The organism is Pectobacterium carotovorum (assembly GCA_016415585.1).
Taxonomy (GTDB): Bacteria; Pseudomonadota; Gammaproteobacteria; order Enterobacterales; family Enterobacteriaceae; genus Pectobacterium; species Pectobacterium carotovorum_K.
The window spans coordinates 4,461,203-4,487,587 of record CP066552.1 but is presented as its reverse complement, the minus strand read 5'-3'; the positions used below and the strand labels follow the sequence as shown (position 1 = coordinate 4,487,587).

General features: G+C 55.0%; 24 protein-coding genes and 1 pseudogene. 11 read left to right on the top strand and 14 right to left on the bottom strand.

The features are described from left to right. Window positions 1–32: 32 nt before the first annotated feature. Complete coding sequence (locus tag JFY74_20040; GenBank protein QQG28304.1) at window positions 33–872, bottom strand: aquaporin family protein; 840 nt, start codon at window positions 870–872, stop codon at window positions 33–35. Window positions 873–1,698: 826 nt separating this feature from the next. Between JFY74_20040 and zapB the strand changes: the two genes are divergently transcribed. Continuing rightward, window positions 1,699–1,938: a septal ring assembly protein ZapB gene (zapB, locus tag JFY74_20035; protein ID QQG28303.1), complete on the top strand. Its 240-nt coding sequence runs from the start codon at window positions 1,699–1,701 to the stop codon at window positions 1,936–1,938. Window positions 1,939–2,057: 119 nt separating this feature from the next. On the opposite strand, the gene rraA is transcribed toward zapB, so the two are convergent. The 7 genes from rraA to priA form a co-directional block, all read right to left on the bottom strand. Beyond that, on the bottom strand, window positions 2,058–2,543 hold the full coding sequence (rraA, locus tag JFY74_20030; protein ID QQG28302.1) for a ribonuclease E activity regulator RraA: 486 nt from the start codon (window positions 2,541–2,543) through the stop codon (window positions 2,058–2,060). 134 nt (window positions 2,544–2,677) lie between these two features. Continuing rightward, window positions 2,678–3,595, bottom strand: coding sequence for a 1,4-dihydroxy-2-naphthoate polyprenyltransferase (locus JFY74_20025; GenBank protein QQG28301.1), 918 nt, complete (start codon window positions 3,593–3,595; stop codon window positions 2,678–2,680). Window positions 3,596–3,739: 144 nt separating this feature from the next. After that, window positions 3,740–5,071 carry an HslU--HslV peptidase ATPase subunit gene (hslU, locus tag JFY74_20020; GenBank protein QQG28300.1) on the bottom strand — a complete coding sequence of 444 codons (1,332 nt, stop codon included), beginning with the start codon at window positions 5,069–5,071 and terminating at the stop codon, window positions 3,740–3,742. 9 nt (window positions 5,072–5,080) lie between these two features. Then, window positions 5,081–5,611 (bottom strand): ATP-dependent protease subunit HslV, encoded by a 531-nt coding sequence (gene hslV, locus JFY74_20015; protein QQG28299.1) that lies wholly within the window; start codon window positions 5,609–5,611, stop codon window positions 5,081–5,083. 83 nt (window positions 5,612–5,694) lie between these two features. Continuing rightward, a complete protein-coding gene (gene ftsN, locus JFY74_20010; GenBank protein QQG28298.1) occupies window positions 5,695–6,567 on the bottom strand; it encodes a cell division protein FtsN in 873 nt (290 codons plus the stop codon). 88 nt (window positions 6,568–6,655) lie between these two features. Beyond that, complete coding sequence (gene cytR, locus JFY74_20005) at window positions 6,656–7,699, bottom strand: DNA-binding transcriptional regulator CytR (protein QQG28297.1); 1,044 nt, start codon at window positions 7,697–7,699, stop codon at window positions 6,656–6,658. 291 nt (window positions 7,700–7,990) lie between these two features. After that, on the bottom strand, window positions 7,991–10,189 hold the full coding sequence (priA, locus tag JFY74_20000) for a primosomal protein N' (GenBank protein QQG28296.1): 2,199 nt from the start codon (window positions 10,187–10,189) through the stop codon (window positions 7,991–7,993). 313 nt (window positions 10,190–10,502) lie between these two features. On the opposite strand from priA, the gene rpmE reads away from it, so the two are divergent. Then, window positions 10,503–10,718: a 50S ribosomal protein L31 gene (gene rpmE / locus JFY74_19995; GenBank protein QQG28295.1), complete on the top strand. Its 216-nt coding sequence runs from the start codon at window positions 10,503–10,505 to the stop codon at window positions 10,716–10,718. A 97-nt stretch (window positions 10,719–10,815) separates the two neighbouring features. Here rpmE and JFY74_19990 read toward each other — a convergent pair whose 3' ends face one another. The 6 genes and pseudogenes from JFY74_19990 to metJ all read right to left on the bottom strand — a co-directional run bounded on the left by JFY74_19990 (window position 10,816) and on the right by metJ (window position 14,849). After that, window positions 10,816–11,226, bottom strand: a complete 411-nt coding sequence (locus JFY74_19990; GenBank protein ID QQG28294.1) for a type II toxin-antitoxin system HicB family antitoxin — start codon at window positions 11,224–11,226, stop codon at window positions 10,816–10,818. 27 nt (window positions 11,227–11,253) lie between these two features. Next, window positions 11,254–11,433, bottom strand: a complete 180-nt coding sequence (locus JFY74_19985) for a type II toxin-antitoxin system HicA family toxin (protein ID QQG28293.1) — start codon at window positions 11,431–11,433, stop codon at window positions 11,254–11,256. Between the two features lie 99 nt (window positions 11,434–11,532). After that, window positions 11,533–12,543: pseudogene (locus JFY74_19980) on the bottom strand (iron ABC transporter permease). Beyond that, window positions 12,540–13,502: an ABC transporter substrate-binding protein gene (locus tag JFY74_19975; GenBank protein ID QQG28292.1), complete on the bottom strand. Its 963-nt coding sequence runs from the start codon at window positions 13,500–13,502 to the stop codon at window positions 12,540–12,542. The pseudogene JFY74_19980 and the gene JFY74_19975 overlap by 4 nt, the downstream one beginning before the upstream one ends. Before the next feature lie 9 nt (window positions 13,503–13,511). Next, window positions 13,512–14,309 (bottom strand): ABC transporter ATP-binding protein, encoded by a 798-nt coding sequence (locus JFY74_19970; protein ID QQG28291.1) that lies wholly within the window; start codon window positions 14,307–14,309, stop codon window positions 13,512–13,514. A 222-nt stretch (window positions 14,310–14,531) separates the two neighbouring features. Then, the gene (gene metJ, locus JFY74_19965; protein ID QQG28290.1) at window positions 14,532–14,849 is read right to left on the bottom strand and encodes a met regulon transcriptional regulator MetJ; all 318 of its coding nucleotides are present in this window, start codon (window positions 14,847–14,849) and stop codon (window positions 14,532–14,534) included. Between the two features lie 187 nt (window positions 14,850–15,036). Here metJ and metB point away from each other — a divergent pair, with 187 nt between their 5' ends. The 9 genes from metB to metF all read left to right on the top strand — a co-directional run bounded on the left by metB (window position 15,037) and on the right by metF (window position 26,111). After that, window positions 15,037–16,197 (top strand): cystathionine gamma-synthase, encoded by a 1,161-nt coding sequence (gene metB / locus JFY74_19960; GenBank protein QQG28289.1) that lies wholly within the window; start codon window positions 15,037–15,039, stop codon window positions 16,195–16,197. A 2-nt stretch (window positions 16,198–16,199) separates the two neighbouring features. After that, window positions 16,200–18,635, top strand: coding sequence for a bifunctional aspartate kinase/homoserine dehydrogenase II (locus tag JFY74_19955; GenBank protein ID QQG28288.1), 2,436 nt, complete (start codon window positions 16,200–16,202; stop codon window positions 18,633–18,635). Between the two features lie 218 nt (window positions 18,636–18,853). Then, window positions 18,854–20,020 carry an ABC transporter ATP-binding protein gene (locus JFY74_19950; protein ID QQG28287.1) on the top strand — a complete coding sequence of 389 codons (1,167 nt, stop codon included), beginning with the start codon at window positions 18,854–18,856 and terminating at the stop codon, window positions 20,018–20,020. A gap of 22 nt (window positions 20,021–20,042) precedes the next feature. Continuing rightward, window positions 20,043–21,176: an extracellular solute-binding protein gene (locus tag JFY74_19945; protein QQG28286.1), complete on the top strand. Its 1,134-nt coding sequence runs from the start codon at window positions 20,043–20,045 to the stop codon at window positions 21,174–21,176. A 73-nt stretch (window positions 21,177–21,249) separates the two neighbouring features. After that, a complete protein-coding gene (locus JFY74_19940) occupies window positions 21,250–22,089 on the top strand; it encodes a sugar ABC transporter permease (GenBank protein ID QQG28285.1) in 840 nt (279 codons plus the stop codon). Next, complete coding sequence (locus JFY74_19935; GenBank protein QQG28284.1) at window positions 22,086–22,892, top strand: ABC transporter permease subunit; 807 nt, start codon at window positions 22,086–22,088, stop codon at window positions 22,890–22,892. The genes JFY74_19940 and JFY74_19935 overlap by 4 nt, the downstream gene beginning before the upstream one ends. Further along, the gene (locus JFY74_19930; GenBank protein QQG28283.1) at window positions 22,889–23,893 is read left to right on the top strand and encodes a LacI family DNA-binding transcriptional regulator; all 1,005 of its coding nucleotides are present in this window, start codon (window positions 22,889–22,891) and stop codon (window positions 23,891–23,893) included. Before JFY74_19935 ends, JFY74_19930 begins: the two co-directional genes overlap by 4 nt. Before the next feature lie 47 nt (window positions 23,894–23,940). Further along, a complete protein-coding gene (locus JFY74_19925) occupies window positions 23,941–24,702 on the top strand; it encodes a phosphodiesterase (protein ID QQG28282.1) in 762 nt (253 codons plus the stop codon). A gap of 512 nt (window positions 24,703–25,214) precedes the next feature. Beyond that, window positions 25,215–26,111 carry a methylenetetrahydrofolate reductase gene (gene metF, locus JFY74_19920; protein ID QQG28281.1) on the top strand — a complete coding sequence of 299 codons (897 nt, stop codon included), beginning with the start codon at window positions 25,215–25,217 and terminating at the stop codon, window positions 26,109–26,111. Window positions 26,112–26,385 lie beyond the last annotated feature (274 nt).

The following is a 26,385-nucleotide window of genomic DNA, read 5'->3' as shown; positions in this document are numbered from 1 at the left end:
AACCGTGAAATAGGATGGTCGTGGCGTTAAGTTTAACGGCTTTCACGACGGGGGGTAGTTTCTGCCTCGGGTTCACACACATCGCATGGCAGATTGCGGCCAATCAGTGCGCGATAGCCGAAGGCACCCAGACAGGCACCGATAATGGGGCCGAAGATGGGAACCAGGAAGTAAGGAATGTCGCGTGCACCGGTGAAGGCTACGTTGCCCCAGCCCGCCAGGAAAGCGAACAGCTTAGGACCAAAGTCACGCGCTGGGTTAAGGGCGAAGCCGGTCAACGGCCCCATAGATGCACCGATAACGGCAATCAAAATACCGATCAGCAGCGGAGCGAGTGGCCCACGTGGGATGCCGTTACCATCATCGGTCAGCGCCAGAATCAGGCACATCAGGATAGCGGTGATGACGGTCTCAACCAGCAGTGCCTGCATGACAGAAATGTGCGGATTCGGATAGGTTGAGAAAATGCCCGCTAAACTCAGGCTTTCCGTGCTGCCGCGCACCATATTGTTGGTTTGTTCAAAATCCACGAACAGATTGTGATACAGACCGTAGACCAGTGCCGCGGCACAAAATGCCCCTGCAATCTGCGCCAGAATGTAAGGCACCACCTTGCGGCCATCGAAACAGGCAAACAGCCACAGGGCAATAGTGACGGCCGGGTTGAGGTGAGCACCGGAAATGGCGGCGGTCAGGTAGATTGCCATCGCAACTCCCAGACCCCAAATGATGCTGATCTCCCACTGTCCGAAACTGGCTCCCGCCAGTTTCAAGGCGGCGACACAGCCGACACCGAAGAAAATCAGCAGGCCAGTGCCGAGAAACTCGGCGATGCACTGGCCTTTTAGCGTTGAACGTTCTACTTGGCTCATATTTTTTTCCTGCTGGGTAACATACAGAGTGGTAGGTCTAAGGATACCGTTGGGAGCATCCTCTGTTTTAAATGTATTTATGATGTGAATTTATCGTTAATGCTCGAAAACGAGAAATATCGAAATTAAAATGTGTGTTGTGCGTCAAGAAAATGAGCGTATTCGCTTATAAGATGACTCACGGTGGTTTTTCGCCCATGGTTGATAGTAACGCTCAGGTTAAATTTATTAACACTTCCCGTCATACTTCAAGCTGTAGATGCGTTGGCAATACTCGGCTCATCACTGAGCCTCGCCCTGAAGGGCCGCCGCAAGCGGCGTTCAAATCGGCTAGGCCGATTTGTCTTTACTCACCCCAGTTACTTACTGGTATTAGCTCCTGGGGATTAATGAGGCCCACCCTTCGGGCCAGCGCTAGCGCTGTTCAAATCGGTCTGGAACCGATTTGTCGTGCGATTGCCGCCTTCCTACAACTTGAATTATTTGGGGTCTATAGGAGTAATGGGGAAGCGAACAGGAGTCATTTTCAGTTTACGCCGCTCATTTTTCCGTTTCGGCTGTCCGTTTTTCAGTTTGTACTGCCTGTTTTTCAGTTTGTACTGATAGTGTTACGTAAGAAAAGCTGCCACACTCGCGTAGTGGGGGATGTGCGCTAGACAGGTGGCGGTTGGCTACATACAATTTCGCTATGGTCTGTCTTGTCAGCCGTCCCGCGGTCAGGATTATGCTTACGGGCGGATGGCGACACCGTTGGGTGTTGGTTACAGAGTTCGAAAGCCAGCGTTAACCGATCTTTGCCTTGTTGCGATTAAAAGGGGTTTGAAGAATGTCATTTGAAGTGTTTGAAAAGCTGGAAGCGAAAGTTCAGCAGGCGATTGATACCATCACGCTGTTGCAAATGGAAATTGAAGAGCTGAAAGAGCAGAACAACGCGCTGTCGCAGGATGTTCAGGCGGCAGCGGGTTCACGTGAAGCGCTGGTGCGCGAGAACGAGCAATTGAAAGAAGAGCAAGTGGTATGGCAAGAGCGCCTGCGCGCGCTGTTAGGCAAAATGGAAGAAGTCTAATCGGACTTGCTGGCTCAGACGAAGGAACGGCTTATCGATTGAGCCAAATAAAAAAGGGCGTGTATCGCCCTTTTTTGTGGTGAGGTTTCCGCAATAAAAATGCGACCAACTCAACGATATTATTCAATATCCAGCGGGTCTTCCGCCAAAATAATACCGGTATTATCGGCATACAGATGGTCACCAGAGAAGAAGGTGACGCCACCGAAGTTGACGCGAATATCGCTCTCGCCGATGCCTTCGCTACCTGCACCGACAGGAATCGCTGCCATCGCCTGAATACCGATATCCAGCTCAGCCAAATCGTCAACCTGACGCACTGCGCCATAAACGACAATGCCTTCCCACTCATTTTGCGTCGCCAACCGGGCGATTTCCGCGTTGATCAACGCGCGGCGCACCGAGCCCCCGCCATCGATCAGAAGCACGCGCCCGAGGCCGTTCTCTTCAAGGAGATCGAACAGCAGGCCGTTATCTTCAAAACATTTCACCGTGGTGATTTTGCCACCAAATGAAGTACGCCCGCCAAAATTAGAGAACAGAGGCTCAACAACATTCACCTCTTCGTGGTAGATATCGCACAGTTCGGAAGTATCGTATTTCATAGGATTAACGTCTGTTTGCCGCCGGAATCATGAGTATATCCCTTTCTGGCGGCTGTTGGCAAAATCATCAAATGTTAACTTGATGCGTATCAGTAAATACGCGCTGCTTTTCGCCTGTGCTCACTTTACCCGCACTAACTCAATATCACGCCGACAGCGAACAGAATGTTGGTCAGCAGCGCGCCTTTTACCGTTTTTTCAAGCATCGGGCGCATACTGAACGCACTGGTTTCACGCAGCACATAGCGTGCCTGCTGAATCAGCAACGGGAGCGTCAGAATAAAGAGCCAGCCCGCCAGACTGTGCAGATAAAACGTGGCAAACAGGCCGAGGCAAACCGGAGCCAGCAACAGCAGCATCGTGTGGTAGAAGCGCGCTTTTTCCGCACCCAGACGCACCGCTAGCGTGTTCTTTCCACTGATACGATCGTTGTCGATATCGCGCAGGTTGTTGATGTTGAGCACCGCCGTCGCCAATAGACCGCAGGCTGTCGCAGGTAGCATCACGACGCTGTCGAAATGCCCGGTTTGCAGGTAATACGACCCCGCGACGCTGAGCCAGCCGAAAAAGATCAGCACCGAGATATCGCCGAGCCCGATGTAGCCATAGGGTTTATTACCGACGGTATAGGTGATAGCGGCGAAAATTGCCAGTAGTCCCAGAATCAGAAAACCGAAGATATCCGCTGGTTTTTCACACGCGAGAATGACCAGCGCCACACCGGAAATAATGGTGAGCGCGATGGTTACGATCAGCGCAGTGCGCAGTTGTGCCAGCGTAATAGCACCGGTCTGGATGCCGCGCAATGGCCCGATACGTTCCTCGGTGTCGCTGCCTTTTATCGCATCCCCATAGTCGTTCGCCAGATTGGAAAGGATTTGTAGCAGTCCGGCGGTCAACAATGCTAGTAATGCTACGCCCGGTTTAAAGCTGCTATGCCAGCTCGCAATCGCCGAGCCAGTGACGATGGACGCAAAAGCTAATGGCAACGTCTTTGGACGCAGACTATCCAGCCAGGCTTTGGTTTTGCTGCTATGGATCGATAAGGTCATGGTGTGCTTCAATTTTTATTGACGATTCACTTGCGTGAATCATCCGTTTATAAACAAAAAAGTCAGTGATGGCGGTGTCAGAAACAAAAGTGGGAGGCCAACGCCTCCCACTTTATCGTTAATCGTGCGATCCGCGAAAACGGATTATAAGATAAATCGACTCAGATCTTCATCTGCTACTAATTCATCCAGATGATTACGTACATAATCTGCGTCAATGGTAACGCTTTGACCGTTCATTTCGCTGGCGTCGTAAGAGACGTCTTCGATCAAACGCTCCATCACGGTATGCAGACGGCGCGCACCGATATTCTCGGTGCTTTCGTTTACCTGCCAGGCTGCTTCGGCAATACGGCGGATACCATCGGCGGTGAATGAAATCTCCACGCCTTCTGTCGCCATCAGCGCTTTGTACTGCTCGGTCAGCGAGGCGCTGGGTTCCGTCAGAATGCGCTCGAAATCTTCTGTGGTCAGTGCCTGCAACTCTACGCGAATCGGCAGACGCCCCTGCAATTCTGGAATCAGATCGGACGGGCTGGCAACCTGGAACGCACCGGACGCGATAAACAGGATGTGGTCGGTTTTGACCATACCGTGCTTGGTCGATACAGTGCAGCCTTCAACCAGAGGCAGCAAATCGCGCTGAACGCCTTCACGGGACACATCCGGGCCGGAGCTTTCGCCGCGCTTACAGATTTTGTCGATCTCATCGATGAATACGATACCGTGCTGTTCGACCGCGTCAATCGCCTGCTGTTTCAGCTCTTCTGGATTCACCAGCTTAGCGGCTTCTTCTTCTATCAACAGCTTGAAGGCATCTTTGATTTTGACCTTACGGGCTTTCTGCTTCTGTCCTGCCAGATTCTGGAACATGGACTGTAGCTGATTGGTCATCTCTTCCATGCCCGGTGGTGCCATGATCTCTACGCCAACAGGAGCGGCAGCCAGATCGATCTCGATCTCTTTGTCGTCCAACTGGCCTTCACGCAGTTTCTTGCGGAATGCCTGACGTGCGGCGGAAGGCTCCGGTGTGTTTTCTGCCTGTCCCCAGTTGTTTTTCGCCGGAGGAATCAGCACGTCGAGAATGCGATCTTCCGCCATCTCTTCCGCACGGAAGCGGTTTTTTTCGATGGACTGAAGGCGCACCATTTTGATCGCGGAATCCGTCAGATCGCGGATGATGGAGTCAACTTCTTTACCAACATAGCCGACTTCGGTGAATTTGGTTGCTTCTACTTTGATGAACGGCGCATTGGCAAGCTTCGCCAGACGACGAGCGATTTCGGTTTTACCGACGCCGGTCGGGCCGATCATGAGAATGTTTTTAGGCGTCACTTCATGGCGGAGAGCTTCATCCAACTGCATACGGCGCCAGCGGTTACGCAGCGCGATGGAGACGGCGCGTTTCGCTTTATGCTGGCCGATGATGTAGCTGTCGAGTTCGCTGACTATCTCGCGCGGGGTCATTTCAGACATAGTTGATCCTTACGCCTTGGAGGCTAATTCTTCTATCGTGTGGAATTGGTTGGTGTAGATACAGATGTCGCCAGCAATCCCCAGAGATTTCTCTACAATATCACGGGCACCCAGTTCGGTATTTTCCAGTAAAGCGCGTGCGGAGGCCTGTGCATAAGGGCCACCAGAACCAATGGCGATAAGATCGTCCTCAGGCTGTATAACATCACCATTACCGGTAATGATCAGTGAGGAATTTTCGTCCGCGACGGCCAGCAAGGCTTCCAGTTTGCGCAGCATACGGTCGGTACGCCAGTCTTTCGCCAGCTCGACAGCGGCTTTCACCAGATGACCCTGATGCAATTCCAGCTTGCGCTCAAAAAGCTCAAAAAGGGTGAAGGCATCTGCTGTACCGCCTGCGAAGCCCGCGATGACGCGGTCATGGTAGAGACGACGTACCTTACGCACGTTGCCTTTCATCACGGTGTTGCCCAGAGTGGCTTGTCCATCACCGCCAATGACCACTAGGCCTTTGCGGCGTACGCTTACAATTGTTGTCACGAGTCAGTCCCCGTTTGAAGAAAAAGATCCCCGTATGATTCGGGGCACATTGATTTTATAAATGGGGGAAAGCGCGGGTTTTTTCAACCCCCGCTGGCAAGAGGAATACAGTTTGATGCGCCCGCGCCCTTAAGACGTTGGAGCATGCTATCTGCGGCAGCACGGTTGTTATAAGGCCCCAGCATAATACGATTCCAGCCACCGTTAGAGGTGATGCGGCTTTCAATACCCGCAAACGCTAGCTGTGCTCTTACTGACTCGGCAGGATCGAGGGTTTTGAAGGAGCCGCACTGAATTGCCCAGCGTTGCGTTTTCTCGACTTTTGGTGCTTCAGGCTGTTTGATGGGTTGCTGCTTCGGCGCTTCCTGTTTTGGCGTTTCTGGTCTTGGAATGTCTTGTCTTGGTACCACAGGCGTCGTTTGCGTGACCACAGGTGCCCGCGTGGTGGGCTGCGTCGTCACGACAGGCTGCTGCATCGGTTGTGTCTGCGGCTTAATCGTCACCTGAGAGCGCGGAACCTGCGTCTGGTCGTTATATGGCACCTCGGAAAGCTGCGTTGGCTGACGACGCATATCAGACTGCATCTGCTCCAGCAGTTGGCGCTGTTCGTTCGTCAACTGCACTGGTGACCGAATCTCGCCACCTGCGGAAGGCTCCGTTGGTGTGGTTACGCCCAACTGACGATTTTCCAGCTCTTTGATGTAGCGCCAGCGTTCTTCCGGCTTGGGCGGTAGCCCGTTCCCTTTGCCTACGTTTTGATGCGGCAGGACGGGGGATTCTTCGGGTTTATTATGGGCGATGAAGTACAGACCGCCCGCGAAGGTGACCAAAACGGCAACAGCAAGCGCGACCATCGTTTTGGACGCACCTGAAGCGTTGCCTTTTTTTCGGCTATTTGTCGTTTTCCGACGTGTCCCTGATGAACGTCCTCGGCTCACGTAGTCTCTTTGTGCCACTGTTGTTTCGCTGTGAATTGATAGGTAATTAACATAATTAGGGGGTCATGTTACTGAACCCTCAAATATTTGACCAGCACCTGAAGTCTTAAAGCCTGTTACGGGCGTAATTCGGGGCGGCAACGCTGTCGCGTATGACCAGTTCACTGGACAACAGACGGGAGCCGTTCTGTACCGTGTTACCTTGCAATTGCTCTAAGAGTAGCAGCATTGCTTCGCGTCCGATCTGATAACGGGGCTGGGCGACAGAAGTCAGAGGCGGCCAGCTGTACTGCGCCTGTTCGATATCATCGAAACCGATAACGGAGAGATCGCGCGGGATGTCCAGCCCCATCTTTCTGGCCTGCGCCAGCACGCCCAGTGCCATGAGGTCGCTATGACAGAAGACCGCGCTGGGCGGCTGCGGATGCTGCATCAGCGCAATCAGGCCGTTAATCCCGGTTTCATAGGTGAAATCGCCCCGAAAAATGTATTGGTTATCGATGAGAATCCCGTTGCGGCGCAGAGCCTGAATATAGCCCTGTAGACGATATTGGCTCAGATGCATATGCTCTGGGCCAGCAATGCAGGCGATGCGCTGATGACCCGCCTGATGCAGATGATGTACGGCTTCAAAGGCAGCGGTCAGGTTATCGATATGCACGGTGGGTAATGCCAGATCCGGCGAGAACTCATTGGCCATCACCATCGGTGGGAAATGACGTTGTTCTTCCTGGCCTGCATCAAACGGCAGATTGGAGCCGAGTAACACCATGCCGTCGATCTGCTTGGTAATAATCAGGTCGACGAAGGTTTTTTCTTTCTGATGCTGGTGAGCGCAATCGCCAATGAGTACCAGATAGCCGTGTTCAGCGGCGGTTTCCTCGATCCCGCGAAATATTTCGGAGAAATAGGGATCGCAGATATCCGGGACGATCGCCAGGATCGTGCGTGATTCGTTACGCTTGAGGTTTCTGTTGAGTGCGTGGGGCGAATAGCCAACGGTGATAACGGCCTGTTCGACCTTCTTGCGGGTGGTCGCAGAGACTTTCTCCGGATTCATTAGCGTTCGGGATACGGTGGCGGTGGAAACACCGGCCTCATCCGCCACGTCTTTCATCGTCGCCGTGGTGACGCCTTTCTTCTGCTTCAACGCTTTTCTCCTTGCGTCAGCGTTAAACTGGCGCTGACAGTCAGCAGAACGCTCCTGCCTGCTGACGCTTCTATGATTACGGATAACGCTTTTCGGCGTGGCATGCCGACTGAATAGCACGGTACGTCAGTACCCGACCCAGTTTCAGCATACTGCCTGCGCAGACAGTGATAACAGATTGAACGCTGGTTTTGTTGCTTAATTTGCACAGAAAGTGTGATGAATGTCGTGTTTTCGACGCCGATCGCAAAAAATGAGTGGCAAGAAACCGAAATGATCTAACAGGAAACGCTAACCGTCCGTGGGGTCGACATCCAGCATCCATTTCACTTTACGCGCCTGCGGTAGCGTGCCGATCAGCGTCAGCGACGTTCTGACCAGTTTCTGCAATAGCGCTCTGGAAGGGTGCTGTAGCAAGAGCTGCCAGCGGAAGCGTCCCGCGCGTTTGGGCTGTAAGGCGGGCACTGGGCCCAGCAGCCAGAGTGATTCATCCCGCAGTGGACTCGCCTCCAGCAAATTACGCAGTTGCTGGAGGAATAACGCGGCCTGCTGGTTATCGTGATCGTCAGCGCGGAAGAGAATATGGCTGGTAAACGGCGGCAGAAAGACGCTTTTCCGTTCGGTAAGCGCCTGGCTGGCAAAGGCATCGTAGCCCTGTTGCAGCAGCGTTTGTAATAGCGGATGTTCTGGGTGGTGCGTTTGCAGTGCCACTTCGCCCGCCTTGCCCGCACGTCCTGCGCGACCCGCCACCTGAGTGTAGAGCTGTGCAAAACGCTCCGCCGCGCGGAAGTCGGCAGAGAACAGCGAGCCGTCAACGTCCAGCAAAGCCACCAACGTCACGTCAGGGAAGTGATGCCCTTTCGCCAACATCTGTGTGCCGATGAGAAGGCGTGCACCTCCCTGCCTGACCTGCGAGAGCTGCTGCTCAAGCGCACCTTTACGGCTGGTGGTATCACGGTCGATGCGGGTGATCGGGACATCTGGAAAGATCGGCACAAGGCTTTGTTCCAACTGCTCGGTACCCAGACCGACCGGCACCATATTGGTCGAACCGCAGCCGGGGCACTGTTGTGGAACCGGACGCTGGCTGTCGCAGTGGTGGCAGCGCAACATCTTCTGATGCTGATGATAGGTATAGTAGTGATTGCAGCGCTGACACTCTGCAATCCAGCCGCATTCGTGGCACATCACCACGGGGGCGAACCCGCGCCGATTGAGGAACAAAATAACCTGATTATCATTCGTCAGATGGTGGCGGATGCGGGTAATCAACGGCTGAGATAACCCGGCCGTCAGCGGCAACCCTTTCAGATCGATAACGTGCTGTTTGGCCAGTGCGGCATTGCCCGCTCTTTTGGTCAGATTCAAGCGTCGATACTTGCCGATCTGGACGTTATACAGTGTTTCCAGCGCGGGCGTCGCCGTTCCCATGACGATGGGAATGTCTTCTTCTCTGGCGCGGAAAACCGCCAAATCACGGGCGTGATAGCGCCAGCCTTCCTGCTGCTTGTAGGAACTGTCGTGTTCTTCATCGATCACAATCAGCCCCAAACGGGCAAAGGGAGTAAATAACGCTGACCGCGTTCCGATGACGATAGCAGCTTCACCGCTGCGGGCGCGTAGCCAGACGGCGAGGCGTTCGCTGTCGTTGAGTGCCGAGTGCAGTACATCCACCGGAGCGTTAAATCGTTCGCGAAAGCGGGAGATCGTTTGCGGCGTCAGGCCAATTTCCGGCACTAATACCAGCGCCTGTTTGCCCTGTGCCAGCACGTTTTCCAGCACGCTGAGATAGACTTCGGTTTTGCCCGAACCGGTGATGCCTGCGAGCAGCCAGGCGGCAAAGTGGTTATCTTCGCTGCGGATCGCGCCGACAGCAGTGGCCTGTTCAGTATTCAGGCGCAGGCGGTCGGTTGCCATGCTAAAACTTTGACGCCAGTCATGAAGCGTTTGCTCTGCGGCCTGTAATTCGCATAGCCCTTTGCTACGCAGCGCCTGCAACGCTGTCTCCGTCAGCCCGATTTCGCTCACCTGATGACGATAAAGCGGCGACTGAAGTAAGGCCGCCAGTGCCTGCTGCTGTTTCGAGGCCCGTTTGAGCGTGCTGAGCGGTGTCGTCCGGCCTTGTTCGGTGGCAAACCACTGCCAGAGCGGCGCGCGGTGTGCGGGTTTCCCCTGACGCAGTAGTATCGGCAGCGCGTGGAACAGCACTTCACCAATCGGGTAGTGATAGTACTCGACTGCCCACAGCAAAATGCGCCACAGGCTGGGCGGGAACAGCGGCTGTTCGTCCAGCACGTCATGCACGGGTTTTAATTGCTCAAGCGGAAGTTCGCTGGTGTCGCTCAGCGCGGTAATAATGCCGATCGCTTTACGGTGACCAAAAGAGACGCTGACGCGTGCGCCGACCTGCGGAGCGATGCCTCCTGCGGGTAGCAAATAATCGAATGTACGTGCCAGTGGCACGGGCAAAGCGACCTGAGCGACAGACATAACCTCTCCGTGATAGTTGATGTGGATTTGCGCGGCGATCCACGACATAACTGGATGGTTTTTATCATGTGCGGCGCAGGGTGAAAATAATGCAAGGCGCTAGTGTACATGCTGCGAGGGATAATGTGTGAATGCGATTGCATCGGGGTATCAGATTCTGTATGATCCGCCGCCACTATGCTGTTCGCGCAAATGATGGGTCGCTCACGAAAATCATTGCGCCGTTCGCATAATGAAACTTACTTATACAACTTTCGTGTGGTGTCTGGCGGAACAGGGCTGGATAGCGACACGGCCTTAACTGAGGTTTCCCATGAAAAAAGGTATTCACCCGAATTATTCTGCAGTTACTGTAACTTGCTCTTGCGGTAACGTGATCAAAACCCACTCTACTGTGGGTCGTGACCTGAACCTAGACGTTTGTGGCGAATGCCACCCGTTCTATACCGGCAAACAACGTGATGTTGCAACCGGTGGCCGTGTTGACCGCTTCAACAAGCGTTTCTCCGTACCAGGCGCTAAAAAATAAGTTTTACTGGCCTCATTGGCACAGTAACTTTCGACAAAGGCACCGACAGGTGCCTTTGTTGTTTCTGGGGTGTCAGCATTGTTCATCGAGAAATGGTTCATCGAGAAGACGAGATTCGTTCTAATGCTGCCTGTGCGAGAAAACCCGAACGACTTTTAAATTCTGGGTTACTCGCCACGCAACGATCAATGCGGTCAATCAGCGACTTAGGCAGCGTGACGTTAATTTTTTCTGAACCGCCCATTAAACGCGTCACATCAATATCAACAACCGCCCACGTGTACCCAGCGTATTCTGAGTTTTTTGCTAGTTGGCCTACTGACGACACGGTGGGAATATCCTGACCCATCTCGATCAGCAGTTCGATATGTCCGGTAATCGCCTCTTTAGCATTCGCGATGGCATCGTCTAGCGTATCGCCTGCAGAAAAACAGCCCGGTAGATCTGGCACGGTTACACCGTATGCGTGGGTATCGTCGCCTGCTTCAATTGCAATCGGATAAAACATAATTAAGCCTCTTCGAGTCAGCGATGATCATATTCCTGCCTGTTTCCTGATGCTTTTTACCGTGCCTATCGGTAAATCCTTCTTCGGGTGGGGGATGGTGACTAACCCCGGTTTGCTGGGGTGCATAAAATGGTGGTGGCTTCCGTTCACTCTTATCAGCTTCCACCCATCGGCCTTGATTTCTGCTATTAACGTCCTGCTATCCATCCCTGCACCCCGTTGCCCTTTACTACGATAACGATAACCCCGATAACTCCATCTGGCAATATTTTGGGGTTATTGGAGTTATTTTTAAACCTGCATTTTTCATCCCTGCTGGCGTTTTACCAGCATCCCCAGAACGAAGATGCCGCCCAATCCCGCTGTAATAATCCCGATGGGTAATTCCTAGGGGGCCAGCAACTGTCGGCTGAGCCAATCGCCGCCGCACAGTAGTATCGCGCCCAGTACGGCGGTCAGCGGCAGCAGCTTCTTGTGCAATACGCCACTCAACGGGCGAGCCAGATGGGGAATCATCAGGCCGATAAAACCGATCACGCCAGTCAGCGCGACTAACAGTGAAGTGGCAAACGCGCAGCAGATAAAAATTTCCACCCGTACGCGGGACAGATTAACGCCCATTGAGGCCGCCGTTTGTCCGCCCGCCAGCAGAGCATCGAGCGCACGCCAGCGCAAGGCAGTGAGGCCGAATAGCAGCAGGACGCTGAACACCGCGAACGGTAATGTATCCCAGCGGGCAAGACCCAGCCCGCCCAGTGACCAGAAAAGAATCGAGCTGGCAGCCCGCTGATCGCCGGAAAACACCAGGTAGTTCGTCAGTGCGCCGAACAGAAACGAGATCGCCAATCCGCAGATGATCAGTCGCTCTGCACCCCGCGCCTGTTGCAGCAGGAACAACACCGTTACGGCGACGGCCGATAAAATGCCGCCACAGAAGGCCGCCATCGGCAGCGCCCAGTCACCGAGTTGCTCGCCAAAGCGGGTGATGACGGCGACCGCGCCCGCTGAGGCACCGGCAGACAGGCCGAATAGAAAAGGGTCGGCCAGATCGTTGCGGGTTGCCGTTTGCAAAAAGGCACCGACCATCTCTAAACCCGCACCGCACAACGCTGCCAGCAGGCTGCGGGGAATGCGCAGTTCCAGAATGATGCGTGACGTCATCGGCGAGACGTCTGCCGATGATAACCCCAATACGCTGGCGACCTGCGTAAGGGGAATCGTTGTGCTGCCTGTCGCAATATTTAACAGCATCAGCCCAGCCAATATCAGCAGCGCGATAACGACGGTAGCGGCATAACGTGAAGACGTTGGGTTCACTTAAAGGCATCCGGGTAGAGTGCGCGTGCCAGTTTATCAATAGCGGCGATATTCGCGGGTCCCGGCGTAAGCTCTGCATACTGCAGCTTTAGATAGTGATGCTGCTGTACGGCTGGGGTAAATTTCATTAGCAGATGTGATTCCAGAAAGCGCCTTAACGCATCCGCCCCGTTGCCCGTCTGGTAATCCAGTAAAATAATAAAGTCAGGCTCGCGTGCTGCCACGCTTTCCCACGAGGTGGAAGCCCAGCTCGTTTCCATATCGTCCATTACGTTCTTTCCGCCTGCTGCTTCAATGATGGCGGTTGGCATAGCGAATTTCCCACTGGTAAAGGGCTTATCGTCGCCAGAGTCATACAGAAAAACCTTCTGCTTTGGCTGATTGCCAATGCGGGTTTGCCGTTCGGCAATCTGCTGTTTCCAGCCGTCAATTTGTTCCTGAGCCTGTTCCTGCTTACCGAAGATTTTCCCCAGTTTCAGCATGTCGCCGTAGAGCAGATCCATGCTGGCACGTGGACGCTGTGGCTGTTGGTCGGTGAACACGCAGCTTTCGCTGAGTACCAGCGTCTGAATGCCGTATTTTTTCAGCGATTGCGGGGTGACTTCGCCGCCCACTTTCATGCCGTAGTTCCACCCTGCAAAGAAGAAATCCGGGTGTACGGCCAGCAGGTTTTCTAACGTCGGGTATTTTGCTGCCAGTTCAGGGATCGTGCCCTGCTGCTTGATAAAGTCTGGGGGCGCCTTATACCAGCCAGTGATCCCAGTCAGCCCGACGATATTCTTTTGCAGCCCAAGCGCAAACGCCATTTCCGTCATATTCAGGTCATGGATAACGGCTCGCTGCGGCGGCTGGGTGAAAGTGAGCGGTTGTCCACAACTGTCGACCGTGACCGGAAAACCAGAAGCGTGCGCCCAGCACGACGTCAATGCCAGCAGTCCAGACAGAAGCGTTATTTTCATCATGGTTCCTTAGTGCAGTTCAGGGGCTTCAAAGATGCGAATGGGCGAGCCGTTTAGCGGATGCGGCACCGTAAAGCTTTCCATCCCAAATACGGATTTCACACAGTCGGCGCTTAGCGCGTGTGCGGGCGTTCCCCAGCGGAGTAGCGTTCCCTGCTGCAAAACGGCGACGCGGTCGGCAAAGGGGGTTATCAGTGGCAGATCGTGCAGCACCGCCAGCGTTGAAATACCGCGCTTCCGCGCGAGAGACAGCAACTGCGCACGCGCTAACGGATCGAGATGGTTAGTCGGTTCATCCAGCAGCAGGAGTTGCGGCGTTTGTGCGAAAGCACGCGCCAGTGCCGCACGTTGACGTTCCCCGCCGGAGAGCGTGCCCAGCAGGCGGTGGCGCAGCGATAATAAGCCAGTATCGTCCAGCGCTTCTTCGATGAGCTGGCGATCCTGCGCGGGTGTGCTGAATCCGTGGTGTGGAATTCGTCCTAAGGCGACGTATTCCGCGACCCGCAAGCGCAGATCCGGTGCATCGTTCTGCGCCAGAATTGCGATGCGTTTTGCTCGCTCATGGCGGCTGAGTGTGTTCAACGGCTGGCCGTTCAACTGGATGTACCCCGTTGTCGCGCCGAGTTCGCTGGTTAACACGCGTAGCAGCGTGGACTTGCCGCTGCCGTTGGGCCCAACCAGCGCCAAACGCTCTCCAGTTTGCATGGACAGAGAAATATCACTGAGCCTAGGCGTGCGATTGGCGTCGGCAACGGAAACATGGTGAAGTTGTAGCAGCACGGGTTTAGTGGAGAGAAGCTCTGTCATGATGCGGGCATATCACCGTCATACGCTAAAGATGATGTGTTATAACATAACAAATTAAATGCAATCCCAATTCACAATGTGAGCGGAAAGAAAGGAAGAAGCGCGAGCAGCGAGGTTGAGGTTCAGGTTAATGAGGAGTGATGTGTTAAGCGGGATTCTCTGCATAGCAAAACCCCGCCAGAGGAGGCGGGGTTAGCAAGAAAATCGATAGTGCAAACGCGATCAGTATTCCCACGTATCTGGGTCGATACCCATTTCACGCATGATGATTTTCGCGGCTTCAGGAATTTCATCGCTGCGTTCTTTACGCAGGTCTTCGTCATTCGGTAACGGTTGTCCCGTGAACGCGTGCAGAAACGCCTCGCACAGCAGCTCGCTGTTGGTGGCGTGGCGCAGGTTGTTCACCTGACGACGCGTGCGTTCGTCAGTCAATATTTTTAATACTTTCAATGGGATAGATACTGTTATCTTCTTGACTTGCTCGCTTTTTTTACCGTGTTCAGCGTAAGGGCTGACATACTCGCCGTTCCACTCAGCCATGGGATACCTTAAAAATTAATCTAATGAAGACAGCATCTGTCATGAAATGCCACAATTCTAGCGGTTATTATGCTTATGCTCAATCTATACGCAAAGAAGTTTAGATGTCTAGATGTGTTGACGTCCATTAAAACTGCGTTTACTCTTAAGTTCCTATCTTTTCAGCCTCCAGCCAGGAAATGAGCCGATGACGCGTAAACAGGCAACGATCGCAGTCCGCAGTGGGTTAAATGATGATGAGCAGTATGGCTGCGTCGTCCCACCCATTCACCTTTCCAGCACGTATAACTTTACCGGATTCAACCAGCCACGCGTACACGACTATTCGCGTCGCGGTAACCCCACGCGTGATGTCGTGCAGCGTGCGCTTGCCGAACTGGAAGGTGGTGCAGGTGCGGTAATGACGAGCAGCGGAATGTCGGCGATTATGCTGGTTTGCACGGTATTCCTGCGTCCCGGCGATCTGCTGGTGGCACCGCATGATTGCTACGGCGGCAGTTATCGTCTGTTTGACAGCCTGAGCAAGCGTGGCGCGTTTCGCGTCAAATTTGTCGATCAAAGTGATACCGATGCGCTCAATGCGGCGCTGGTAGAAAAGCCGAAGCTGGTGCTGGTGGAAAGCCCGAGCAATCCGCTGCTGCGCGTTGTGGATATTGCCGCGATTTGTCAGGCTGCGCGGGAAGCAGGCGCGGTCAGCGTAGTGGATAACACCTTCCTGAGCCCAGCGTTGCAGAAGCCGCTGGAGCTGGGTGCCGATCTGGTGGTGCATTCCTGTACCAAGTACCTGAATGGTCACTCTGACGTGGTGGCGGGTGCGGTGATCGCCAAAGATACCGATACCATCACTGAACTGGCCTGGTGGGCGAACAACATTGGCGTTACGGGCGCGGCGTTTGACAGCTATCTGCTGCTACGCGGCCTGCGTACCTTATCGCCACGTATGGCAGCCGCGCAGCGTAATGCGCAACAAGTAGTTGAGTTCTTACAGACGCAGCCGCTGGTGAAGGCGCTGTACCATCCTTCACTGCCGAACAATCCCGGCCATGATATTGCCCGCCGTCAACAATCCGGCTTTGGCGCTATGCTAAGTTTTGAGCTGGATGGAGATGAAGACACACTGCGCCGTTTTCTGGCGTCGCTGGAGCTGTTCACGCTGGCTGAATCGCTGGGCGGCGTTGAGAGCCTCATCTCTCATGCGGCAACGATGACGCATGCTGGCATGGCGCCAGAAGCGCGTGCCGCAGCGGGTATCTCTGAAACATTACTGCGTATTTCCACCGGCATTGAAGACGGCGATGATCTGGTTGCCGATCTGGATCGTGCGTTTCAAGCCGCTGCCAAGAGGTAAGAATGAGTGCATTAGGAGTAGCGCCATCGGTAATAGGGCGACAGCTGCATAAGTTTGGCGGTAGCAGTCTGGCCGATGTGAAGTGTTACCTGCGCGTAGCCGGTATTATGGCGGAGTATAGCCACCCCGGTGATTTGATGGTGGTGTCTGCCGCAGGCAGTACCACAAACCAGCTGATTAGCTGGTTGAAACTGAGCCAGAGCGATCGCCTGTCGGCACATCAGGTTCAGCAGGCATTACGCCGCTACCATAGTGAACTGATTGCCGGGCTTCTGCCTGCGCAAGAGGCAGAAGCGCTGACCGCCCAGTTTATTCGCGATCTGGAGCGTTTGGCTGCGCTGCTGGATGGCAAGATTACGGATGCCGTCTACGCCGAAGTGGTCGGGCACGGTGAAATCTGGTCGGCTCGCCTGATGTCTGCCGTGTTGAATCATCTGAATATGAATGCAGCGTGGCTGGATGCGCGTGATTTTCTTTGTGCGGAACGTGCCGCGCAGCCGCAGGTGGATGAAGGCCGTTCCTGGCCGCTGTTGCAGCAATATCTGACACAACACGCAGGGCAGCGTTTAGTGGTAACGGGTTTTATCAGCCGCAATGACGCGGGTGAAACGGTGCTGCTGGGGCGCAACGGGAGTGACTATTCCGCCACACAAATTGGTGCGTTGGCGGGCGTTGAGCGCGTGACCATCTGGAGCGATGTCGCCGGGGTGTATAGCGCTGACCCGCGCAAAGTGAAAGATGCCTGCCTGCTGCCGCTGCTGCGTCTGGATGAAGCCAGCGAACTGGCACGTCTGGCCGCACCGGTATTACATACGCGTACCTTACAGCCTGTTTCCGGTAGCGATATCGATTTGCAACTGCGTTGCAGCTATCAGCCTGAACAGGGATCGACGCGCATTGAACGCGTGTTGGCCTCAGGTACGGGTGCCAAAATTGTCACCAGCCACGACGATGTCTGCCTGATTGAAGTTCAGGTTCCTTCCGAACACGATTTCGCGCTGCTGCAAAAAGAAGTCGAACAGCTTCTGAACCGTGCACAGTTGAAACCGCTGGCGATCGGCGTTCATCAGGATCGTAACCTGCTGCAACTGTGCTACACCTCCGAAGTGGTGGATAGCGCGCTGCAATTGCTGGCACAGGCTGCGTTACCCGTTGAGCTCAACCAGCGTGACGGATTGGCGATGGTCGCGATGGTCGGTGCAGGCGTGGGTAAAAATCCGCTGCACAGTCACCGTTTCTATCAGCAGTTGAAAGATCAGCCGATTGAATTTGTCCGCCAGGCCGATGATGGCATCAGTCTGGTTGCTGTGCTGCGCGTTGGTCCGACGGAGCATTTGATTCGTGGGCTGCACCATTCGCTGTTCCGGGCAGAAAAACGTATCGGGCTAGTGCTGTTTGGCAAAGGGAATATTGGTTCACGCTGGCTGGAGCTGTTTGCGCGTGAGCAGAGTAACCTGTCTGCACGTACCGGTTTTGAGTTTGTACTCGCTGGCGTGGTGGACAGTACGCGCAGCCTGTTGAACTATGACGGACTGGATGCCAGCCGTGCGTTGGCTTTCTTCGAAAGTGAAGCGCAAGAGCGGGATGGCGAAGATCTGTTCCTGTGGATGCGTTCGCATCCCTTCGATGATTTGGTGGTGCTGGACGTCACCGCCAGTGAATCGGTCGCCGATCTGTATCTGGATTTCGCCAGCTATGGTTTCCATGTCATCAGTGCCAATAAATTGGCGGGTGCATCAGGCGGCAATAACTATCGCCAGATCCGCGACGCGTTCGCGAAAACGGATCGTCACTGGTTGTATAACGCGACCGTTGGCGCAGGGTTGCCAGTCAACTTTGCGGTACGCGATCTGCGGGAAAGTGGCGACAGTATTCTGGCGATTAGCGGGATTTTCTCCGGTACGCTTTCCTGGCTGTTCTTGCAGTTTGACGGCACCGTGCCGTTCACCGAACTGGTCGATCAGGCTTGCCAACAGGGGCTGACCGAGCCGGATCCGCGTGTTGACCTTTCCGGTCAGGACGTCATGCGTAAGCTGGTGATTCTGGCGCGTGAGGCTGGCTATGATATCGAACCGAGTCAGGTTCGGGTTGAGTCGCTGGTGCCGCCGGGCTGTGAACAGGGCTCTGTCGATTACTTCTTCGAGAACGGCGATTCGCTGAACGAACAGATGCTGCAACGTCTGGAAGCAGCACAGGAAATGGGCTTGGTTCTGCGTCACGTCGCACGCTTTGACAGCAATGGTAAAGCGCGCGTGGGCGTTGAAGCGGTTCGCCCCGATCATCCGCTGGCCTCGCTGCTGCCGGGTGATAATGTGTTTGCAATTGAAAGCCGTTGGTATCGGGATAACCCGCTGGTTATCCGTGGGCCGGGCGCGGGGCGCGATGTCACTGCGGGTGCGCTTCAATCTGACCTAAACCGTTTGGCGCAGCTGTTGTAGAACCTGTTGTAAGCGCAACACACCGTTGGCCATCTCCGCGTATGGGGAGATGGCCAATACTCAAGAGACCCATTCCCTCGTTTCCCTTCTCGCTAAAACGTTTTCGCTGCTATTTTCCCCGTAATTCGTGTCATTGAAATGTCACGATGGCAACACGCCACTGACACGATGTCACCGCACAATCAGCGCATTGTTTGATTATCGTGGAATGCACAGCTGTGCAAAAAACAACTTCCTCTGCGGCAGCCCCGCACATTGTCATCGACCATCTACATGTTGGATACGGCACGACAGCCGTATTGAACGATATCCATCTGGAGATTGCACAGGGCGAGTTCGTGGCGTTGCTCGGTTCGTCAGGGTGCGGTAAGACGACGTTACTGCGTACGGTTGCTGGCTTCTCGTCACCGCGTGCGGGGGCGATTCGCGTTAACGGACAGGATATGACGCAAGCGCCGCCAGAGAAACGTGGAATGGCGCTGGTGTTTCAGAGCTATGCGCTGTGGCCGCACATGACGGTGGCACAGCATATTGCTTATGGACTGCGTTTGCGCCGCGTCCCGCGTGCGGAGATTGCCAGCCGTGTAGCGGAACTGGAAACGATGCTGGGTTTGACGGGCCTGAGCGCTCGTAAACCTGCGGAACTGTCCGGTGGACAGCGGCAGCGCGTCGCCTTGGGCCGTGCGCTGGCGGTGCGGCCCGATATTCTGCTGCTCGACGAACCGCTCTCCAATCTGGATACCCGTATTCGCCTACAGCTACGTGATGAGATTCGTGCGCTGCAACAGCGGCTGGGGCTGACTGCGATCCACGTGACGCACGATCGGGAAGAAGCGATGGTGATGGCGGATCGCATCGTGATTTTGAATCAGGGCCGCATCATGCAGGCGGGTAACCCGCAAGAGGTGTACCACCATCCGGCCAGCGCGTTTGTCGCGGCGTTTATGGGCGCGGAAAATCGGCTGGTGCTGGAAGCGCGTTATGACGGCGATACGCTGATGATTCCCGGTGATGCCGAGAGCCATTCGCTGGTCCCTGACAATACGTCGCTACCGCCCGGCCCGATAGAAGCGCGCTTTCGTGCGGAAGCCGCTCGTCTTTACGATCCGGCAGATGTCCCGCTCATCCAGCCCGGCATGTTGATACGCTACGGCACGGTACAAGCACAGAGCTACCCCGGCGGATACTGGCAGCATACGATTTCCAGCGGCGCCTGGCGGATACAGGTTCATGCCTCGCATCCCTATGCCATCGGGCAGCGGGTTGCCGTGCAGATCCCTGCCGAGGCGCTGTTTCTTTTCCCGCTGGCAGAAGAGGCTATGCCTTTGACGGCGGTACCAAATACCACTTCACGTTATTCCTCGCTTCCCGGCCTGACGGCCTGATCCTGAATTGGAGACAAATGAGATGAAACGCATTTTTGCTGCAACGCTGATGATGAGTACGCCGCTGGCGGCGGTACAGGCACAGGAATTAACGGTGTTGACGGCGGGTGACCAAAACATGGTCGACTATGTGAATGAATACTTAGGGCCGCTGTTTGAGAAGCAGCATCCCGGCGTAAAAGTACGCGCCGTCGGTACTGGGCCAGGTGATGCGGGGTCGCAGAAGATTCTTGAGCGTTTCAATGCACAGCAGGCCGCTGGTGCCAAAGTCTGGGACACTGATGTGGCGGTTGTGCATGAGAAGTTTGTCGGTCCGATGGTGCAAAAGGGCGATCTCCTGAAATATCGCGATGATATCGCCAGCGGCAAGCTGGTCAGCATGGCTGCTGCGGATAAAGCCATGGGTACAGACGTGAAAGGCTACGTCATGCCGATGTTCAGTAGCCAGACGGCGCTGGCCTATAACCCCAGCATGGTAGCGAATCCGCCTAAAAGCTATGACGAAATCCAACAGTGGGCAGCCGCAAATCCGAAAATGTTCGGCTACAACGGCATTAAAGGCGGCGCATCGGGAGTGAGCTTCGTCATGGGCTGGATTTACGCTTACGGCGGCGATGCCCAGAAGCTGATGAACGGACCGTTTGATGAGGCGGAAGCGAAGAAATGGCAACCCGCGTTTGAACGCCTGAAAGCCTTTAACAAGAACGTGACGCTGACGCCGGGCAACGCTGGCACGCTCGACATGCTGAGCCGTGGTGAAATCGCGATGGGGCCGGTGTGGGTCGACATGTTCTATTCCTGGAAAGCGAGTGGACAACTGCCGGACAATTTCAAGTTGCTGCTTCCTGCGCCCGGTATGCCGGGGCAGCCGATGCACTATGTCATCCCCGCGCAGGCACCGAACCGCGAGCTGGCTAAACAGTTTGTCGAACTGGCAACCAGCGCCAAAGTGCAGGCCGAAGGGATCGTTGAACGCTTTAACTGGTATCCGGGGATCGATGCCAAGTACGTTCAGGCCGAGCTGAAGCCCGCTGTCTGGCAGCGTCTCTTCACGGACGTAACGCCTGATGAACTGGCGAGCAAAGGCAAGACGTTCCCTATCGCGCCTTATCATACTGCGATTTTGAACGCCTATGAGCAGGCGATGGCGAAGTAATCATTCCCTAAATTTTTATACCCTTAGCATCACATGCGCACTGGCGGGATGAGGCCAGAGCGCGGAGACATTCATGTTGCAAGTATCCCAATTCTCTTCCCGACTGGCGGGTATCGCGCTTGTGTTACCCGCGCTGGCAGTGGTGGCTGTCTGTTTTATCACGCCGCTGGGGCTGTCGGTTGGGGGCGCTTTTGTCAGTCAGAATGGCGTGGGCATTGATAATTTTGTCACGGCATTGACGCTGTACCTGCCCGATATCCTGTTTACCTTACTGATTGTGAGCCTCGCGACGCTGCTGATCGGCCTGCTGTCTGTCATGATCGGCGGCTACCTGACGCTAGGGGAAAGCCCGCGCATGGTGGCGCTGCTGCGCTGGGTCTATCGCTGGCCGCTGTTTATCCCGTTTATCGTGACCGGGCAAATTTTACGCACGTTTCTGGCCAAGAACGGCTGGTTGAATGGCGCGCTGGATACGCTCGGTATTGTCGATATGGCCAGCGCCAGCAACTGGCTGGATTGGCGCGGCATTGTGTTCGCTTTCGTCTGGAAGCAGACGCCGTTTGTGGCATTGCTGGTTGCGGGCGCGATGGCATCGCTGGATCGCACGATGATAGAGTCCGCCCGTAATTTAGGCGCATCTCGCCTGCGTATCCTGTGTGAAATTGTGGTGCCTCAGGTTGGGCAAACGCTGCTCACCGGGCTCATTCTCTCTTTCGTCACCATGATGTCGGTGCTGTCCGTACCGATGATGATCAATGCCCAATCGCCGACGATGCTCACTGCCAACATTGCCTTTCGCATTAACGCCTACGGCGATTACGGCGTCGCGAATGCGTTGGGGGTGATTTCCCTGCTGATGACTGGCCTGTTTGCCGTGATTTATCTCCGCTTGAACATGAGGGAGAAGGCATGAAGAACGTATTGTGGTGGATCCCGAGGATGCTGATTCTGGGGACGCTGATCTTCTTGATCTTTGGGCCATTGGCTAACCTCCTGCTGTGGTCGGTAGCGGAGAAATGGTTCTATCCTCATCTGCTGCCCAATGAGTGGGGCTTCGCCTTCTGGAAGCGGGTGTTTTCGCCGCGCAGTGTGGCCTGGGAAGCGTTGGGGAATAGCGTGCTGGTGGCGGTGTTCACCGTGCTGGCCTCGTTGTCTCTGGCGATTCCGGCGGGATATGCACTGGCGCGACTGCCGTTGCCTGCTCGTGGATTGATACTGCTGGTATTCCTGATCCCGCAGGCGTTCCCGAATTTGACGGTGTACGTCAACATCGCCCGCCTGTTTTATCAGTGGGGACTGAACGGCACGCTGCTGGGCGTCGTGCTGGTTCACACGGTTCACGGGCTGGTGTTTGCGGTCTGGATTGCCTCGGCGGCGTTCTCGGCGGTGGGGCGTGAAATGGAACAGGCGGCACGGTCGATTGGTGCCGGTCCGTGGCGTGCCTTTGTCGATATCACCCTGCCGCTGGCTATGCCAGGACTGATGGCATCTGCCATCTTCGTTTTCCTCGAATCGCTGGATGAGTTTACTGGCAGCTACTTTGTGGGAGCACCGGATGTGCAGATGATGCCGCTGCTGCTCTATACCGCTGGGGCGGGCGGTAACTATCAGATCGCTTCTATTACTGCGCTAGTGCTGCTGATTCCTTCCGTCCTATTCATGCTGGTGGTGGAGCGTTTTTTGAAGGCCGACGTAATGGCAAGGATAGGGAAATGACGGTGGGTAAACAGGGTTACGTCAGCGCACAGGATGTTGCGCGTCGGGCTGGTGTATCGCGCTCGGCGGTGTCCCGCAGTTTTACTCCCGGTGCCAGCGTGTCGGCTGCCACCTATGCCAAAGTGATGACGGCAGCGCAGGAACTGGGGTATCAGGTTAACGATCTGGCGCGCGGCCTGCTGGCGAACAGCAGCCGTCTGGTTGGGCTGGTGGTGACGCACCCTGAGGTCGGGTTTCGCGCCAATTTGGTCGCAGAGCTGTCGCAGGCGTTAATCCAACGTGGTTCGATTCCGGTGCTCATCAATACCGGCCATGTGCGGGAAGCGATGGCCGCTGCGCGCTCGATCCTGTTTGGTCACCGTGCGGAAGCGACGATTGTGCTTTCCGGCTCGCCGCCAAAAGAATTTGTCGAACTGGCGCAGCTAAATGGCCAGCCGCTGATTGTTATTGGGCGGCACGAACCGGCGTGTGACAGCGTACACATCGATAATGACACAGCCGCGCGTATGGCTGCGCGGCTGCTTGCCTCGTCGGGCAGAACGCGTCTGGCTTTGGCCGGAGCAGCGTCGGCAACGCCCAATATCATCGAACGTGAACAGGCATTTTGTGAAGAGGCGCGTTTGTTAGGGCTGCCCGTGGCCGTGGTGCGCGGTGATGATACAGATTATGACGACGGGCTGGCGGTGGGGCAGACGCTGTTTTCGCTCCCAGAAGGTGTCAGACCAGATGCGGTGTTCTGCGTTAACGATTTGGTCGCGTTCGGCGTGATCGATCGCGCAAAGCAGTGTGGGCTTGCCGTTCCGCAGGATCTTATGGTCATCGGGTTTGATGATATTCCGGCCGCGGGGTGGGATGCCTATGCGTTGACGACGTTTCGTCAGGATCCCGCAACGATGGCGGCTCAGGCGTTGGCGTTGCTCGATCGACGCCAGTCTCAGGTACAAGAACCCGCGTGTCGAGCGAAAGTGGCTGCCCCGCTCATCCGCCGCCAGTCGGCGTAACGGTACTGGCAGGCGATAGTGCGTGGATAGTGAAACCGAGGATAAATATGAAACTGATTCAACTTTCCGACCTCCATTTGACCGCACAAGGCGGCAACTTGCATGGCCGTGACCCGGAACAGCAACTGAAAGCGGCGATTGCCGACATCAACACACACCATCGCGATGCCGATCTGGTGGTCATCTCCGGCGATCTGTCCGATGACGGCAGTGCGGCATCCTATGCGTTTCTGGCCTCGGCGCTGGCTGAACTACAGCTTCCCTGGCGTGTGACAATGGGAAATCACGACGACCGGGAGACGTTTTTGGCCCAGTTCCCGACGCTGGTGGATGAAAACGGGTTTGTGCAGAGCGTGACAGCAGTTGGGGAGGATTGCGTCATTCTGCTGGACTCGTTGCAGGCTGGTGAGGTGGCCGGAACGCTGTGTTCAGTGCGGCTAGCGTGGCTGGAACAGCAGCTTCATGCTGCGGAAGGAAAGAACGTGTTCCTGTTCCTGCATCATCCTCCTATGGCGATTGGGCTTCCGGCGCTGGATAGCGTTCGATTGGCACCCGAAGCGGCAGAGGCGCTATATCATGTGTGCCACCGCTTCGGTAATGTGCGGCATATTTCTGCGGGGCACGTGCATCGGCCTGCCAGCGGCGGCTGGCGAGGAATATCATTCAGTACGGTACGCGGCACCAACCATCAATCCGCGCTGCGTTTCGCTCCCGGATTTGAGGTCAGTCTGGAAGCCCCACAGTACGCTATTTTTCTGACGACAGAGGAAGGGCATACCGTACATTTTCACGATTTTCCTGGTGGCTGACGGCGTGTTTCCTTTCGTTCATGCAGCCTGAGAGATGGTTTTGCTGTTATCCGGCGTAAAAAATTATGCTGAGGAGATAGCTGGATTAGGATGAGCCGCAGGACGCGGCGAGAGCTTGCGCCACGTCGGGAACGTGTCGCAAGCGGTCCGTAAAGCCAGATACCGACGAAGGCACCGCGTCAGCGGCATAATTTCCGCCGAAAGCCTGGGGTCACGGGGCGAGCGGCGTCTGAGCCGCCCCGTGTCGGGCGTGTGCGACGAAGTAGCATGGAATAGCAATATTGTGACGCACGAAACCGTCTCCGCATCTACATAACAATGTGACGAAGAGGCAGCACTTTTGCTGGAAACCCATCATGAACTTTTTTCATTTACCGTGAGCAATCATCACGGCTTGTCGTGCTAAAAAACGTTGACTCTTTAAGCGGATTACGTCATTTTCTATATAGACGTCTAAACGTATAGACGTGTAGCGAATGATAATAACAGTCACGGTCAACGGGGTAGCAGGTATGAGCTTTTTTCACGCAAACCAGCGGGAAGCGCTGAATCAAAGTCTGGCGGAATTACAGGGACGCATTAATGTGTCATTCGAATTTTTCCCGCCGCGTACCAGCGAGATGGAAGACACCCTGTGGAGTTCTATTGATCGACTGAGCAGCCTGAAGCCCAAGTTTGTTTCCGTGACCTACGGGGCGAATTCTGGCGAGCGTGACCGTACTCACAGCATTATCAAAACGATTAAAGAGCGTACTGGTCTGGAAGCGGCACCTCACCTGACCTGCATTGATGCTTCACGCGAACAGCTGCGTGACATCGCACAAGATTACTGGGAGAGCGGTATCCGTCATATTGTCGCGCTGCGCGGCGACTTGCCTCCAGAAGGCGGCAAACCGGACATGTACGCGGCGGATCTGGTATCCCTGCTGAAAGAGGTCGGTGATTTCGATATTTCCGTTGCTGCCTATCCTGAAGTACACCCTGAAGCGAAAAGCGCACAGGCTGACCTGATTAACCTGAAACACAAGATTGATGCTGGTGCGAATCGCGCTATCACACAGTTCTTTTTCGACGTAGAAAGCTATCTGCGATTCCGTGACCGCTGCGTGGCGACCGGCATCGATGTAGAAATTGTGCCAGGCATTCTGCCGGTATCGAACTTCAAGCAGTTGCAGAAATTTGCCACGATGACCAACGTCCGCGTGCCGAACTGGATGACGACCATGTTTGACGGTCTGGATAACGATCCAGAAACCCGCAAAATGGTGGGCGCGTCTATCGCCATGGATATGGTGAAAATTCTCAGCCGCGAAGGCGTAAAAGATTTCCATTTCTATACGCTGAACCGCGCGGAGCTGAGCTATGCGATTTGCCATACGCTGGGCGTCCGCCCTGATGTGGCACGCTGAGGCAGCACGCAATATTTCAGGAAGAAAGAGGCCGCAACGCGGTGACGAAGAGTAACGGTATTGGAATGCCTTTCAACGTCACTCACGGCGGCTCTGAAAAGGAGGAGTCTCAGGGATGAGATTCCTATTCATGCGGTTTGACCGATTGCTACTGACCGATTTAATGATTATCTCCAGCGCCTGTTTTTATCTCTTATCCCGTTTTTATCGCTAGTAGTTCCTATAAATAATCGTTTCTATCATTCATAACAGTACGATGACCGCTCGCGGTGTT

What these genes read in the sequence shown, in the direction of transcription:
- JFY74_19990 (QQG28294.1), bottom strand. Translation starts at nt 11,226, where the DNA reads ATGTTTTATCCGATTGCAATTGAAGCAGGCGACGATACCCACGCATAC.
- JFY74_20025 (QQG28301.1), bottom strand. Translation starts at nt 3,595, where the DNA reads ATGACCTTATCGATCCATAGCAGCAAAACCAAAGCCTGGCTGGATAGT.
- hslU (QQG28300.1), bottom strand. Translation starts at nt 5,071, where the DNA reads ATGTCTGAAATGACCCCGCGCGAGATAGTCAGCGAACTCGACAGCTAC.
- JFY74_19985 (QQG28293.1), bottom strand. Translation starts at nt 11,433, where the DNA reads ATGGATAGCAGGACGTTAATAGCAGAAATCAAGGCCGATGGGTGGAAG.
- JFY74_19970 (QQG28291.1), bottom strand. Translation starts at nt 14,309, where the DNA reads ATGACAGAGCTTCTCTCCACTAAACCCGTGCTGCTACAACTTCACCAT.
- JFY74_20040 (QQG28304.1), bottom strand. Translation starts at nt 872, where the DNA reads ATGAGCCAAGTAGAACGTTCAACGCTAAAAGGCCAGTGCATCGCCGAG.
- metJ (QQG28290.1), bottom strand. Translation starts at nt 14,849, where the DNA reads ATGGCTGAGTGGAACGGCGAGTATGTCAGCCCTTACGCTGAACACGGT.
- metB (QQG28289.1), top strand. Translation starts at nt 15,037, where the DNA reads ATGACGCGTAAACAGGCAACGATCGCAGTCCGCAGTGGGTTAAATGAT.
- JFY74_19945 (QQG28286.1), top strand. Translation starts at nt 20,043, where the DNA reads ATGAAACGCATTTTTGCTGCAACGCTGATGATGAGTACGCCGCTGGCG.
- rraA (QQG28302.1), bottom strand. Translation starts at nt 2,543, where the DNA reads ATGAAATACGATACTTCCGAACTGTGCGATATCTACCACGAAGAGGTG.
- JFY74_19930 (QQG28283.1), top strand. Translation starts at nt 22,889, where the DNA reads ATGACGGTGGGTAAACAGGGTTACGTCAGCGCACAGGATGTTGCGCGT.
- JFY74_19925 (QQG28282.1), top strand. Translation starts at nt 23,941, where the DNA reads ATGAAACTGATTCAACTTTCCGACCTCCATTTGACCGCACAAGGCGGC.
- JFY74_19955 (QQG28288.1), top strand. Translation starts at nt 16,200, where the DNA reads ATGAGTGCATTAGGAGTAGCGCCATCGGTAATAGGGCGACAGCTGCAT.
- JFY74_19940 (QQG28285.1), top strand. Translation starts at nt 21,250, where the DNA reads ATGTTGCAAGTATCCCAATTCTCTTCCCGACTGGCGGGTATCGCGCTT.
- JFY74_19935 (QQG28284.1), top strand. Translation starts at nt 22,086, where the DNA reads ATGAAGAACGTATTGTGGTGGATCCCGAGGATGCTGATTCTGGGGACG.
- JFY74_19975 (QQG28292.1), bottom strand. Translation starts at nt 13,502, where the DNA reads ATGAAAATAACGCTTCTGTCTGGACTGCTGGCATTGACGTCGTGCTGG.
- zapB (QQG28303.1), top strand. Translation starts at nt 1,699, where the DNA reads ATGTCATTTGAAGTGTTTGAAAAGCTGGAAGCGAAAGTTCAGCAGGCG.
- metF (QQG28281.1), top strand. Translation starts at nt 25,215, where the DNA reads ATGAGCTTTTTTCACGCAAACCAGCGGGAAGCGCTGAATCAAAGTCTG.
- priA (QQG28296.1), bottom strand. Translation starts at nt 10,189, where the DNA reads ATGTCTGTCGCTCAGGTCGCTTTGCCCGTGCCACTGGCACGTACATTC.
- rpmE (QQG28295.1), top strand. Translation starts at nt 10,503, where the DNA reads ATGAAAAAAGGTATTCACCCGAATTATTCTGCAGTTACTGTAACTTGC.